Raw genomic sequence first — 13,294 nt, 5'->3', positions numbered from 1 at the left:
CTTGAAGAGGATCGTAGACCTCAAAGGCACTGGGGATTATGAAATTTTGCGCGGTGACAGCAGGGGTTCAGGTTGCCGCCTTGGGGCAAGGCGGCGGGGTTGGGGTCAGGCGGTGGCTGGGCTGGCGGCGGGCGCGACTTGCTCTTGGGCGCGGGCGACGAGTAGCGCGCTTAGGTCGATGAGTTGTTGGATACCGAGGATGATGGCGCGGTGCGGGTCTTCGAGGTCGAAGGCCAGGGTGGCGGCCATTTGGTTGGCGGAATCGAGGTTTTCGGCGGCGTTGGCTAGGAGGGTTTCGGTGTCGATGTTGGGGCTGACTAGGAAGATATTGCTGGTTGGATGCTCGACGTGGGCAACGTCATCAGATGGCGGCAGGTAATGGTGAATTGCTCGCTGGGCAGCCGTTTGTAGCTTGGCATCGACGGGCGCGGTGTTTTGATCCACATAAGGATTGCGTGATTTGTTAGGCATTGGCGAAGCTCCAAATATTTTCGGGAGTTAAAACGCCTTAGCAATACGGACTTCCACCTCCGGCCGCTGGGTTTGCAGCGGCGGGATGAGGTTAGTGATTGATGGTCTGATGGGCAAGCTGAGAAAAGCGTGGGACGATTCCTAGGGTTTATTGTGATCTGACCCCGACATAAATGACCCCGATATACTTTTTATAAAAATATTTTTTAAGGCGGAAACTTAGTCCGAAGTGATCAGTCTGTATAAATAGTGGCATGTTGCCAGCCCCATTGATTCGCTCAGGCACGCAAAGCAACTCCGCCCCTCAGACTTAATAAAGGAGCTCGAGACAAACATTCATAAATATCCTTATTTACCATTCAAAAAAGCGTTCGCGCGTGGCCGCGACACCTAATATCTTTTCCTATGATATCGAGTTATCTCGAACGGAGCTTTAATGAACCTCAAGATTGCTCTGCTGGGTTCGATTATTCTATTTTCGCCCCTGCATCAAGCCTATGCTGACACGTGCAGTAAAAATATCTATAACGGCTACAACTGCAGATATGACGATGGAACAACGTCTACCAGCAGCGCTAATATTTATGGTGGCGAGAATATCCGCTACAGCGATGGCCGCACATCGCAAAGCAGCGGCAATATTTACGGTGGGCAAGATACTCACAACAGCGATGGCACTACCTCGCAAAGCAGTAGGAACATTTACGACGGGCAGGATACCCACAACAGCGATGGCACTTCGGCGCGAAGCAGCGGAAACATTTATGGCGGACACGATACTCGCTACAGCGACGGTCGCTCTTCGAGAAGCAGAGCCAATATCTATGGCGGGCAAGATACTGATGATTAGAATAGATCATTACTGTACTAGCTTGGACATTCACCTCAAAAATTAATAGAACTCTCCCGGAGGGCCGCTTTGTTGCCCTCTAGTATGTCGCAGCTAGCATTATTGCGACAACACTGTATTTACTGTCTGCATATCGGTGCAAGTCTGCGTCATGCAAATCGGTGTTGTAAATCGTGCAAATCGGTGTCAGACCACGATATTCGGCGCAGCAATTGCCCTGAACTCATCGGCATATGCAAGGGCACAGAACACGCCTCCCCGGCACCCAAGACCTATTCCTGATAAACTGCACCCCATTCACCCCCCTGACTCAGACCCCAATATCCCTAAATACCGCTCCCCTCTCCCGCCACTTCTCCGTCGCCCCGATGATGGATTGGAACTGCTAATTCTACAGACATTGTAATACGTGCCCTGTAGCGCACGATAAAAAACCCCGTACCACTTTCGTACCACTCCCCTCCTGAAATAGCCCTCGCCTGGCCGACAAAACCACATCCGTAAGGCACGGTGCTTATCGCCAATGCCTGTCGCTCCAATCCCAACATCCCCTTCAAACGTCAACATCTGACGCTGTGTGGGTATCCATGACGCATTTGGGTATACCTAAAAGCACAAGCATCAAGAGTATCCAGAATACGGAGAGGAATAACTTTTCAAAGTCCAAGCAAAAAAAACCAGCTTGAGCTGGGTTTTTTTACAGACCTAAACATCACTCAACGTATACTTATTCTCAACCATGAATGCTGGCGCATTCCAGTTTGGGCCTTTTCTTATTCCTCCATCAACATGTTCAACCACCCCTTCGAGCTCCATATTTTCAATAAGCTTCAAAAGCTCTAAGTTATTTGAAATATTGGCCCACCCATTCCTGCTGTAGAGTCGATCCAGCATTGGATACGAAATTGGTTTGTTTCTTACAATAAAAAGAACTACATCCCTTGGTGTTTCAGCGACTACCACGTCATTAATGTTACTCATTTTACTCTCGATATACTTGTTTAATTTCTGCAGCAATGGCTTCAGGCGTATAGAATAAATCGTCAGCATCCCTCAGCTTATAGTCTTCCAAGGTTGCAGCATGAGCATTATTCCAAACATTTCCTTCTACTCCATCAGCTACCCCGAGCGCCCTGTAACGTTCTAACTCTCGCATTTCATGGGTGTAAAATCGTTTATCAACATCCGTAACAGGGATCTGACCACTTAGTATCTTTTCTAGCCGTTCAATCATAATCTTATTAGCATCAGAAGGTACGAATCGTGACGTATGCAATTTAACCAGATCAATACCTTCCTGAGTCACCGTTGCCGTTGCCCAATCAAGATCTTGGGTTGGACCTCCGGCTTTATCAGGATTGTACATCCGTCCGCTGTGTACACCTTTAGGAACGACATTGGGGTCAGACCACGATACTTCGGCAGTGAAGTAGAGCAAATCACTACCGGATATACCTATCGATTACCTGCCGATTTAAGCAGGCGTTCCACGGTGTAATATGCCCCACAACCGCCCACAATTGAGCCCATCATGACTGGAATCTCCCGAACACTGCCGGAAGACCTATCCAACTCTCTCGCCGATATGGCCAAAACCAATAGCCAGACTACAGCCTATCTGGCGATAGACATTCTTCGCGACTACATCAAGCACGAAAAAACGCTGACCGCTCAGATAGAGCAGGCAGTAAAAGAAGCGGAACAAGAAAAATTCGCCGCCGATGACCAAGTGGCAGCAATGCGCGGTAGGCGCTGGAGCCGGAATACGGTTTGAGTGGCTTGAGAAAGTACTCAAAAATCTGGAAGACGAAGCAAACTATATCGCTTCGAAAATCCAAAGGCTGCTGAGGAAATCTCCGACGCCATCTTCGCCAGCAGAAAATAGGGTCCCAACACATTTAAATAATGGTGGTCTGACCCTATTTTCTATTATCGATCACAGTGGACCAAGCCCATCGCTATTTCGAGATGGTTGTCAGACTGGATGACGGGTCCAGAAATAAGCTGATGGCATGGAACGCGGACGGCACTGAGCTAACTATCAGGCTTGGCGCTCTTAACGTTCAAAACACCAGTGAACTCGGAGAGATTGAAGGGATAAACATCGTTGATAATGTTCTATCCCTTGAAGGTGATTTTGGAGATATAACGATCACAGCCACCTCGATTTTGATTGAAAAGCTGACGTAACTACCGTGCGGGAGGCTACTTCGAGCTGAATGCTACCCGTCACGGATGTCTGATTGTGGCTATTTACTGCCTGTGCTGATCGGCAGCTATGGGTCGATTTCAGCCGGTAGAGAAAGGAAAAGTCGGTTCGAAAGAAACCTCTTCGCGAGCTGGACAGATTTGGTACATGACACCGACGTTGCCCACTTGATGCTACGGTGTTGGCTCCCTGGCAATCCATTTAAGGTATCCATATGGAAACCAATTCGACAATTGATCCTGTATTACGCGTCGCGTTGGTTACAGGATCCACTTCCGGTATCGGCGCGGCCATTGCACGTGTACTAAATCGGGCAGGCTATGCGGTGGTGATCCATTCGCGAAACTCGGCGGATACGGGACGCGCTATGGTTGCAGAAATGAAGCAGGCTATTTACGTGCAAGCTGATCTTGCCTTAGAAGTTGACAGGGTTAGGCTTATTGAAGAGGCGATCGCCGCGTGGGGGCAACTCGACGTACTGGTCAATAACGCCGGCATTAGCAGAGTCATTCCGCACGGCGACCTTGCCTCGGCCACCTCGACTGTGTGGCACGAACTTAACGAGGTCAATGTCGTGGCACCGTTCCACCTGGTTGCGTTGGCCGAGTCGGCCTTGCGCGATGCCGCCCGTTACCGTCGAGCAGGTTGCGTCGTAAACATAAGTTCGCATGCCGGTATCCGTCCTAAAGGTGCATCGATTCCGTACGCGGTGAGCAAAGCTGCGCTTAATCACATGACCCGCTTGCTTGCCCTAGAGCTAGGGCCAGAAATTCGCGTAAACGCAGTGGCGCCCGGCTTGGTCGACACGCCTCTGACCGCAGAGTGGAAAGAGGCGCAAGAGTTGTGGCGAACTCGCGCACCTATGCGCAGGGCCGCTCGCTCAGAAGACATCGCAAAAGCTGTTGTAATGCTGATCGAGTCGGACTACTTAACCGGCGAGATACTCCTGTCAGACGGCGGAATGAATTTGACCTAGCGTTAACGTACTCCGGTGGAGGGCAGATATCGGGGTCAGACCACGATACTCCGGCAGTAAGGTGGAACAAATCACTTCCGGATACACACAGCGACGACCTGCTGATTCAAGCCACTGTTCCACAGTGCAAGATGCCCCCCCAACCATCCACCATCGAGGCAGCCATGACTGGAATATCTCTGAACTTCCCGGAAGACCTGTCCAACTCTCTCGCCGACCTGGCCAAAACCAACGGCCAGACTGCGACCTACCTGGCGATGGACGTTCTTCGCGACTACATCGAACACGAAAAAACGCTGACCGCTCAGATCGAGCTGGCAGTAAAAGAGGCCGATCAAGGCAAATTCGCTACCGATGATCAGGTGGCAGCGATGCGCGCCAGGCGCTGGAGCCACAATGCAGGATGAGAAGCGTCCATCAGATGCGCGGTGATCGCCTGCAAATCCTCGGCGTATTTCACACACGGCAACTTCCCCGTTCGAAGTGGTGAAAGCCGCAAAAAAGCCTCCCCCACACCTAATACCCATCCCTGATAAACTGCGCCCCATTCGCCTCGCTAACTCAGATTCCCCCATGCCCCTACAATCCGCCCCACTCTCCCGCCGCTTCTCCGTCGCCCCGATGATGGATTGGACCGACCGTCACTGCCGGTTCTTCCTGCGCCTGCTCTCCAAGCACGCCCTGCTCTACACCGAGATGGTCACCACGGGCGCGATCCTGCATGGCGACCACGAGCGCTTCCTGCGTCACAACGAAGCCGAGCACCCACTCGCGCTGCAGTTGGGCGGCAGTGTTCCTGCCGACCTGGCCGCTTGTGCGCGTATGGCTGAGGCGGCCGGTTACGATGAAGTGAACTTGAACGTCGGCTGCCCGAGTGATCGGGTTCAGAACAATATGATCGGCGCGATCCTGATGGCGCACCCTGCACTTGTGGCGGATTGCGTGAAGGCGATGCGGGATGCGGTGTCGATTCCGGTGACGGTGAAGCATCGTATCGGGATCAATGGGCGCGACAGTTATGCCGAGTTGTGTGATTTCGTCGGGACGGTGAGGGATGCCGGGTGCACCAGCTTTACGGTGCATGCGCGGATTGCGATTCTGGAGGGGTTGTCGCCGAAGGAGAATCGCGATATTCCGCCGTTGCGCTATGACGTGGCGGCGCAGTTGAAGCAGGATTTCCCGGAGCTGGAGATTGTGCTGAACGGTGGGATCAAGACGCTGGAGCAGTGCCAGGCGCATTTGCAGGTGTTTGATGGGGTGATGTTGGGGCGCGAGGCTTATCACAATCCGTATTTGCTGGCGGAGGTGGATCAGCAGTTGTTTGGCAGTGCCGCGCCGGTGGTGAGTCGGGCTGAGGCGTTGGCGCAGTTGCGGCCGTATATTGCGGAGCATTTGGCCAGTGGTGGGGCGATGCATCACATTACTCGGCATGTGTTGGGGCTGGGGACCGGGTTTCCGGGAGCTCGTCGGTTCAGGCAGTTGTTGTCGGTGGATATTCATAAGGCGAGTGATCCGTTGGCGTTGTTGGATCAGGCGGGGGAGTTGTTGGAGGGGCGGTGATTTGGCAGGTTGGGTGTCAGTGGGTGGGTTTGGTGGCTGATAGGCTGCTTTCGCGAGCAAGCCCGCTCCCACAGTTGGATTGATGTTTGTCTGGAAGCTGGTGGTGTCTTTGCCGCCGCTATCGCAGGCAAGCCCGCTCCCACCGTTTGATCTGAGTGGTCGCGGGGCAGTTGGGTTGAACCTGTCGGCAGTTTTGGTCTCCTAGTTAGCAGTACGGCCGGTGATTCAAACGGCTGTTTTCAGGTTGTTGCCCTCGCAAACGATCGAACGCATTTGCGCCCTTGAGCGCCTGCCGGCGCTCGGGTAATGTCATCAGACCCACAGGACAGAGCACGCCCATGACTTCCAAGCTGGAACAACTCAAGCAATTCACCACCGTTGTAGCCGATACCGGCGATTTTTCTACCCTCGCCAAGCTCAAGCCGCAAGACGCCACTACCAACCCTTCCCTGCTGCTCAAGGCCGCTTCGATCCCAGGCTATGCCAAGCTGCTGGATGAGTGCGTTAAGGACTGTAACGGCGACGTGGGCCTGGCCAGCGACCGTTTTGCGGTGGCGGTAGGTCAAGAAATTCTGAAAGTCGTACCGGGCCGTATTTCCACTGAGGTGGATGCCCGCCTGTCGTTCGATGAAGCGGCCATTCTCAAGCGTGCGCACCGTCTGATCGACCTGTACGACAAAGCCGGCGTTGGCCGTGACCGCGTGCTGATCAAGATCGCCTCCACCTGGGAAGGCATCCGCGCGGCGGAGAAGCTGGAAAAAGAAGGCATTCAAACCAACCTGACGCTGCTGTTCTCGTTTGCCCAGGCCGTGGCCTGTGCCGAGGCTGGGGTATTCCTGATTTCGCCGTTCGTGGGCCGTATCTACGACTGGTACAAGAAGGCCAACGGCAACGACTACACCGGTTCCGATGACCCGGGCGTGCAGTCGGTGACGCGCATCTACAACTACTACAAGGCCAATGGCTACAAGACTGTGGTGATGGGCGCGAGCTTCCGTAACCTCAGCCAGATTGAAGAGCTGGCCGGCTGTGACCGCTTGACCATCAGCCCGGACCTGCTGGAGAAGCTGGCGGCGGATGAAGGCAAGCTGGAGCGCAAGTTGTCGCCAGGCCATGCCGGTGAAGCGCGGGTGCATTTGACTGAAGCGCAGTTCCGTTGGGAGTCCAACGAGGATGCGATGGCGACTGAGAAGCTGGCAGAGGGGATTCGTCAGTTTGCTCGGGACCAGGAGAAGCTTGAAGCGTTGTTGACTGCCAAGTTGTAAGGCAGACGGCGACAAAAAGGGCGGCACCCTCGCGGGTGCCGCCCTTTTTTGTGTCTTTCGCCGAGCGCAAGCCGAGCTCAGTTCCACTGTGGGAGGGGGCTTGCTCCCGATAGCAGCGTGTCAGGCAATGCATTCATCACTGGCACACCGTCATCGGGAGCAAGCCCCCTCCCACATTTGGATTGGGTTTCAACTGGGGATCAGTGGCGTTCCAGGGCGTTGACGAGGTCGTGGAAGGCTTCGCGGTTGGACTCGTTCAGGCCCATCAGGATCTTGTGCGCTTCCAGCACCTTGATCCGTACCACTTCTTCAGACTGGTCTTGCGACGGCAGGTCGGTCAGGCATTCCGGGCAGGGGATCGGGCGGTCAACGATGTTGAACACCTGGTCAAACCCCATGGACTGCAGCAGACGGGTGATGTCTTCGTGGGTGGTGACCACCGTCGGCAACAGGCCGACCTTCTGCCGCGACAGAATGGACAATTTGGCCAGCAAGCCAAGGGTGGTGCTGTCGATGCTGCGGGTTTCGGTCAGATCGATCACGATCGCCGAGAAATTCAGGGCTGTGAAAATCCGCTCAATCGTTGCATCCAGCGCCGAACACAAGGTCAGGCGCACTTCACCGACAAACTTCAGGACGAAGGTCCCGTCTTGCTCGGCGAATTGGATTCTTCCGGTACTCATCAAAGATTCCTGCTCAACACCAATAGGGCGATATCATCCGGCATCTCCCCTAGCGTGGCCAATCCAAAAACCTGCCGCAGGCCATCCAGGCTGCCGCCCGCCGACTTGACCTTTTGGGGCAAGGCGGCTTCTTTCTCCTTGAGTGTAGGCTCTGGAAGCAAGTCGAGGATACCGTCGGACATCAGCGTAAGGCTGAAGGTCGGCGGCAGTTCCAGGATGTGGTCTTCGTAGGTGGCTTCATTGAACAAGCCCACCGGCAGACCACGGCCTTCCAGGTAACGCACACTGTCAGGAGTGTATAAAACCGGCATCGGCAGGTGACCGCCGATGCTGTAGGTCAAAAGACCGGTTTCTTCATCAATCACGCCGCCGACCATCGTCACGTGCTTGCCCAGCTTACAGCTGATCAGGCCTCGGTTGATGTGGCCCAGCACCTCGGAGGGAGTGAACTCCGGCAAGGTGCCATTGCGCTTGGATTCGAACAACAGCCGTGTGGTCATGAACTTCAACAACACGGTGACAAAAGCAGAAGAAGCGCCATGGCCGGAGACGTCGGCCAGGTAGAACGCCACACGCCGCTCATCGACGCGGAAATAATCGACGAAATCACCCGACAGGTACAACGACGGGATGATCTGGTGCGCAAACTGGAACTCGTCGATGGTCCAGGGGCTGACCGGCAGCATGTTCATCTGCACCTGGCGACCGGCGTTCTGGTCTTCCTGGAGCAGGTTGAGGCTGGCTTCGAGCTCGCGGTTGGCGGTTTCGAGCTTTTCGCGGTAGCGCTGGTTTTCCAGCAGCAGGCGGGCACGGTCCAGCGCACGGCGCACCGAGTGCTCCAGCACGGCCAGGTCTTCCAGGGGCTTGATCAGGTAGTCGGCGGCGCCCAGGCGCAGGGCCTCGACAGCGTCGTTCATCACGCCGGCACCGGACACAACAATCACCGGCGTCTGCGGGGCAAGCTCAGTCACCTGGCGGATCAGCTCGAGGCCGCCCATCTGGGGCATGCGCAGGTCGCAGATCACAAGGTCGGGCTTGTCGCGCTCGAATACCTGGAGACCCTGTTGGCCATTGCTGGCCTGCAGGACGCTGAAGCCACTGTCTTCCAAGTAGGCCGCGAGGCTCGCGCGCACTACTTCGTCGTCATCGATTATCAGCAGCGTGGCACTGGTTTTTTGCATGTGGGCAAACGGCGCCAGAATTAGGTTGGCGTAGGTGGCTCGACAATGGCCGGGCTCACGTACTGGATTCGCTTTCTAGCCACTCTGTCCTACAAAGCATCGGGATTTTGCCCATGCACAAAGGTAAAGCAGAGGTGCCCTTCTAAGGCGCAGACGGTACTCCCATCCGTCAGGGGTTTCAAGCTCATGCCGATGGTCGCCGGGCGTCTTTACACCGCAAATCACTGGGAGTTATAAGAACACCCACGACCACAACACAAAGTAAGGATGGAACCCGTGAGCGAACACGAGCGCGACTACGCCGAAAAACGCGATTTCATCCGCATGCGAGTGGATGCCGATGTGTCGTTAATCCACGCCGGGCAGGAGATTGCCGGGGTCTGTGTGGACCTTTCCAGCTCTGGCATGCAGGTGCAGGCCCCCCGCCAGTTCGAGGTGGGCGACCAACTGACCGTGCGCATTGACTCGGAGCACGCCGCCCTCGCGGGCCTGGAGGCGGACACCGAGGTGGTGTGGGCCAAGAATGATGGCGAGCGCCAGCACCTGGGCCTCAGGATCTTGAAAATGCGCTGAAATCGCGCACAAAAAAGGCGACCACGCGGGTCGCCTTTTTTTCATTTCAAAACGTCACGGCTTAAAAGTCGTCGACGACCTTGCCGTCCTTGACCTTGAACTCACGGTTCTGCAGGTAAGCGTTACGGATGAAGGTGTATTTGTCGCCAGTAATCAGCTTCTCGCTGTCGAGCAGGCTGGCACGGGTGTCGACGATGTTCAGGCCGAAGGTGCTGTTGCGCCAGCCGATATCGTTCATGTAACGGTACGGTTGGGTGTAGCTGTCGACGTATTTGGACGGCGCATCACGCAGGGTGCTTGGGCCGAGCAGTGGCAGCATCACGTAAGGACCGCTGCCGACGCCCCAGTAGCCCAGGGTCTGGCCGAAGTCTTCGTCGTTGCGTTGCAGGCCCATCTTGGTGCCCACATCAATGAAGCCCAGTACACCAAACGTGGTGTTCATCAGCAAACGCGCGGTGTCGACACCGGCCGCGTGTGGCTTGAGCTGCAACACGTCGTTGGCAAAGTTGCCGACATCGCCGATGTTGCGGAAGAAGTTATGGATGCCCGTCTGCACGAATTGCGGCGTGACAAACTGGTAGCCCTGCGCCAATGGCTTGAGCGCGTAGGTATCAACGGTGTCGTTGAAGGTGAAGATCGGGCGGTTGACGCTTTCCCATGGATCGTCTTGCGACGCGGCCTGTGCGGCGAACGGGGCCAGAAGAACAGTGGCACACACAGATAGCTGAGCGAAGTAGTGGCTCCAGCGCATAGCTTTTGCTCCTTGAATGGTCTGTCATGGGCGCTATGCCCTGAATAAGATCGTCAGTATATGACGGAAGTGTCGATTTAGGCAGTAACGCGGAACCGACATACGAAAAATGCACAAAATTCCTACAAGTGCGCCCGAGTGTCATCCGCTTGTCATGTCGCCTCGATAGCGTCACAGCTATTTCAGGGATGTCGAAATGCCTCACGCCGAAATTGCCGTCGCCAGAGCCCCCTCCTTGACCGCCGTGCTGTTTGGCCTGAGTGGCTGCCTGGTGGATTTCGGTTCCCAGGCACGCACCGACTCGCCCTGCCCCGACTCCCAAGCCACGCCCGGCGCGCTGAAGATCCTGCGCAGTCTCAAGGACCAAGGGGTGCCTTGCGCCTGGCTGGATGAACTGCCCGCCTCGGTGACCACACCGCTGTCGGCCGCATTGCCCGACTGGGTGAAGGCAACACCGCCCTCCTCCATCCGCTGGCCGGCGCCGCATGCCTGCTGGCAAGCCCTGATGGCCTTGAATATCGAACGCCTGGAAGGCTGCGTGCTGGTCAGCGGCGAGCCACGCTTGCTGCAAGCGGGCCTGAATGCCGGGTTGTGGACCATCGGCCTGGCGTCCTGCGGCTCACTGTGCGGCTTGGCGCCCGAGCAATGGCAGGCGTTGACCGAGCAGCAGCGCGAACATAAACGCGGCAAAGCCACGGTGGCGCTGTATGGGTTGGGCGTGCACTCGGTGATCGACCACCTTGGCGAACTGGGCACCTGCCTGGCGGATATCAGCCTGCGCCAGCTTAAAGGCGAGAAGCCCTGATAGAGATCATGCACTCAAGGCGCCGGTGGATTAATCTACAGGTCAGCCCGTAGACCTTTCCCGGCGTGCCGCGGTCTATGCCAGTGCCTATCGATAAAAGGAAGAACGTCATGCCTGACCGCATAAAGCTTGAAGAACAGGTCAACATCCTGCGCGGGCAGTTGGAACAGCAACCGCCGCTATCTGAAGAAAAACGTGAAGCGCTGGAAGCCTTGATTGCCAAATTCGAATTACAACTCGAACTTGAACCGGCCACCCAAACACCCAGTATTTCCGATGATGTGAATCAAGCGGCGATAGAGTTCGATGCTGAACACCCGGTCATTTCCGGGACATTGCGCAATATCATGATCACCTTGGGTAACATCGGGATCTAATACGATCCCACGCCCCACACAGAACCCACTGTGGGAGCTGGCTTGCCTGCGATGACGGTGTATTAGTCACCCGATGTATGACTGATGGGCCGCTATCGCAGGCAAGCCAGCTCCCACATTTAGTTTTGGGTGATGCTTATTGGCGAGCCAGGCGCACGTTCTGGAACTGCACATCTTCCGTGCTGCGATACGGGTTGATATCCAACCCACCGCGCCGCACATAGCGTGCATACACCGTCAACTTCTCGGGCTTGAGCAACCGCTGCAAGTCCAAAAAGATGCGCTCCACGCACTGTTCATGAAAGTCCGAGTGCTGGCGAAAGCTCACGATATATTCCAACAAACTGGCGTGATCCAACGCGTGGCCACGGTACTCCACCACTACGCTGCCCCAATCCGGCTGGCTGGTGACCGGGCAGTTGGATTTGAGCAGGTGGCTGTGCACGCTCTCCTCAACCATGCGTGAGTCGTCGCACCGCAGCAGTTCCGGGCGCGGGTGCTCGTAGTTGCTGACGCTGATGTCCAGGTCGTCAATGCACGCCCCCGGCAACGCCATCACGCCTTCGGCCTCAACCTCGGCCAGGCTGCGGATGCGCACACTCACAGGCAAGCCTGCGGCGGCGCTGAGGTCGGTGCGCAAGGTGGCTTCCAGGCTGGCCGTATCGGCAAACGCGGTCTGGTTCAGCGAATTGAGGTACAGCTTGAAAGATTTGGACTCGATGATGTTCGGCGACTCGGCCGGAATGCTGAATTCACCGATGGCCACCACCGGCTTGCCCGACGGCAGCAACCAGGACAATTCGAAGCAGTTCCAGAAATCCACGCCTTTGTACGGCAGGGTTTCGGCGCTCAGGCCCAGCTCGGCCCATTTGGCGGCGCGAGGGATCGGGAACAGCAACGACGGCGTGTAGGTGGAGATGTATTCACTGGACTTGCCCAGCGGCGAATGTTCGGCTGCGGGATGCATGGCGGAAACCTGGCTAAATAAACCGCGCCAGTCTACCAGCCTTTGCTCCCGCCCTTAAGAATCGCCTCACTCAACGGTCAGCTTGCCGACCATGCCCGCCTGATAATGCCCCGGAATGTTGCAGGCAAACTCAAGACCGGTGGCCTTGGTGAAGGTCCAGGTCAGCTCGGCGGACTTGCCCGGCTCGACCAGCACGCTGTTGGGGTCGTCATGCTTCATGCCGCCCATATCGCCATGCCCCATGGCGGCGTGATCCATCTTGCCCATGCCGGTGGCCGTGAGCATGCCGCTGGCTTGCATCTTGAGCATTTCTTTCTGGTGTTCGGCGTGCATCGCCGCATCACCCAGATTGAATTCGTGCAATAACTGGCCTTTGTTGACCAGCACAAAGCGCACGGTCTCACCGGCTTTTACATCCAGCGCCTTGGGCGAAAAGGAAATGTCCTGCAGGGTGACTTCCACGGTGCGCGTGGCTTTATCGGCCGGTGCCGGGTGGCCAAACGCGTAGGTGTGGGCCTCATCGGCCATTGTATTAACGCTTAACGCCAACAAACAGCCCGCCAATAACAGTGGTGTACGCAATGCCATGACGCTTCTCCAAAAAAGTGTGTCCAGCTTGCTCAGCA

General features: G+C 56.0%; 17 protein-coding genes and 1 pseudogene. 10 read left to right on the top strand and 8 right to left on the bottom strand.

The window, feature by feature from the left end; translation table 11 throughout:
• Positions 1-105: 105 nt before the first annotated feature.
• On the bottom strand, positions 106-471 hold the full coding sequence (locus tag A7D21_RS21900) for a DUF6124 family protein (protein WP_069552676.1): 366 nt from the start codon (positions 469-471) through the stop codon (positions 106-108).
• Between the two features lie 436 nt (positions 472-907).
• Here A7D21_RS21900 and A7D21_RS34605 point away from each other — a divergent pair, with 436 nt between their 5' ends.
• Complete coding sequence (locus tag A7D21_RS34605) at positions 908-1,321, top strand: hypothetical protein (protein ID WP_078827894.1); 414 nt, start codon at positions 908-910, stop codon at positions 1,319-1,321.
• 705 nt (positions 1,322-2,026) lie between these two features.
• Here the strand turns inward: A7D21_RS34605 and A7D21_RS21890 are convergent.
• Together A7D21_RS21890 and A7D21_RS34600 are read right to left on the bottom strand one after the other, a co-directional pair.
• Positions 2,027-2,302, bottom strand: a complete 276-nt coding sequence (locus A7D21_RS21890) for a hypothetical protein (RefSeq protein ID WP_069552685.1) — start codon at positions 2,300-2,302, stop codon at positions 2,027-2,029.
• A 1-nt stretch (position 2,303) separates the two neighbouring features.
• Positions 2,304-2,708 (bottom strand): annotated as a pseudogene (locus A7D21_RS34600) (colicin transporter); the annotation flags it as partial.
• Between the two features lie 144 nt (positions 2,709-2,852).
• On the opposite strand from A7D21_RS34600, the gene A7D21_RS21885 reads away from it, so the two are divergent.
• The 6 genes from A7D21_RS21885 to tal all read left to right on the top strand — a co-directional run bounded on the left by A7D21_RS21885 (position 2,853) and on the right by tal (position 7,331).
• Entirely contained in the window at positions 2,853-3,095 is a 243-nt protein-coding gene (locus tag A7D21_RS21885; RefSeq protein ID WP_069552674.1) for a hypothetical protein, read from the top strand.
• A 233-nt stretch (positions 3,096-3,328) separates the two neighbouring features.
• Positions 3,329-3,511, top strand: a complete 183-nt coding sequence (locus A7D21_RS21880; RefSeq protein WP_256556269.1) for a hypothetical protein — start codon at positions 3,329-3,331, stop codon at positions 3,509-3,511.
• Between the two features lie 233 nt (positions 3,512-3,744).
• A complete protein-coding gene (locus A7D21_RS21875) occupies positions 3,745-4,506 on the top strand; it encodes an SDR family NAD(P)-dependent oxidoreductase (protein WP_078827892.1) in 762 nt (253 codons plus the stop codon).
• A gap of 164 nt (positions 4,507-4,670) precedes the next feature.
• A complete protein-coding gene (locus A7D21_RS21870; RefSeq protein WP_069552671.1) occupies positions 4,671-4,913 on the top strand; it encodes a CopG family ribbon-helix-helix protein in 243 nt (80 codons plus the stop codon).
• Between the two features lie 166 nt (positions 4,914-5,079).
• Positions 5,080-6,066 (top strand): tRNA dihydrouridine(20/20a) synthase DusA, encoded by a 987-nt coding sequence (gene dusA, locus A7D21_RS21865; protein ID WP_069552670.1) that lies wholly within the window; start codon positions 5,080-5,082, stop codon positions 6,064-6,066.
• A 338-nt stretch (positions 6,067-6,404) separates the two neighbouring features.
• A complete protein-coding gene (gene tal / locus A7D21_RS21860; RefSeq protein ID WP_053255063.1) occupies positions 6,405-7,331 on the top strand; it encodes a transaldolase in 927 nt (308 codons plus the stop codon).
• A 200-nt stretch (positions 7,332-7,531) separates the two neighbouring features.
• Here the strand turns inward: tal and rssC are convergent, their stop codons facing one another.
• Both rssC and rssB read right to left on the bottom strand, forming a co-directional pair.
• Entirely contained in the window at positions 7,532-8,014 is a 483-nt protein-coding gene (gene rssC / locus A7D21_RS21855; RefSeq protein WP_010566476.1) for an anti-sigma factor antagonist RssC, read from the bottom strand.
• The gene (rssB, locus tag A7D21_RS21850) at positions 8,014-9,195 is read right to left on the bottom strand and encodes a two-component system response regulator RssB (protein ID WP_017737359.1); all 1,182 of its coding nucleotides are present in this window, start codon (positions 9,193-9,195) and stop codon (positions 8,014-8,016) included. Before rssB ends, rssC begins: the two co-directional genes overlap by 1 nt.
• 276 nt (positions 9,196-9,471) lie before the next feature.
• Between rssB and A7D21_RS21845 the strand changes: the two genes are divergently transcribed.
• Positions 9,472-9,768: a PilZ domain-containing protein gene (locus tag A7D21_RS21845; protein WP_053255062.1), complete on the top strand. Its 297-nt coding sequence runs from the start codon at positions 9,472-9,474 to the stop codon at positions 9,766-9,768.
• A gap of 61 nt (positions 9,769-9,829) precedes the next feature.
• On the opposite strand, the gene A7D21_RS21840 is transcribed toward A7D21_RS21845, so the two are convergent.
• A complete protein-coding gene (locus tag A7D21_RS21840; protein ID WP_053255061.1) occupies positions 9,830-10,519 on the bottom strand; it encodes a VacJ family lipoprotein in 690 nt (229 codons plus the stop codon).
• 196 nt (positions 10,520-10,715) lie between these two features.
• Between A7D21_RS21840 and A7D21_RS21835 the strand changes: the two genes are divergently transcribed.
• Positions 10,716-11,324: a hypothetical protein gene (locus A7D21_RS21835; RefSeq protein WP_053255060.1), complete on the top strand. Its 609-nt coding sequence runs from the start codon at positions 10,716-10,718 to the stop codon at positions 11,322-11,324.
• A 110-nt stretch (positions 11,325-11,434) separates the two neighbouring features.
• Positions 11,435-11,701: a DUF4404 family protein gene (locus A7D21_RS21830; RefSeq protein ID WP_053255059.1), complete on the top strand. Its 267-nt coding sequence runs from the start codon at positions 11,435-11,437 to the stop codon at positions 11,699-11,701.
• 136 nt (positions 11,702-11,837) lie between these two features.
• On the opposite strand, the gene queF is transcribed toward A7D21_RS21830, so the two are convergent.
• On the bottom strand, positions 11,838-12,668 hold the full coding sequence (gene queF, locus A7D21_RS21825; RefSeq protein ID WP_069552669.1) for an NADPH-dependent 7-cyano-7-deazaguanine reductase QueF: 831 nt from the start codon (positions 12,666-12,668) through the stop codon (positions 11,838-11,840).
• A gap of 66 nt (positions 12,669-12,734) precedes the next feature.
• On the bottom strand, positions 12,735-13,256 hold the full coding sequence (locus A7D21_RS21820; protein WP_069552668.1) for a plastocyanin/azurin family copper-binding protein: 522 nt from the start codon (positions 13,254-13,256) through the stop codon (positions 12,735-12,737).
• Positions 13,257-13,294 lie beyond the last annotated feature (38 nt).

It is taken from the genome of Pseudomonas sp. AP19, assembly GCF_001728855.1.
In the GTDB taxonomy this organism is placed as follows: domain Bacteria; phylum Pseudomonadota; class Gammaproteobacteria; order Pseudomonadales; family Pseudomonadaceae; genus Aquipseudomonas; species Aquipseudomonas fluorescens.
This window is presented reverse-complemented; position numbering and strand designations above follow the sequence as displayed.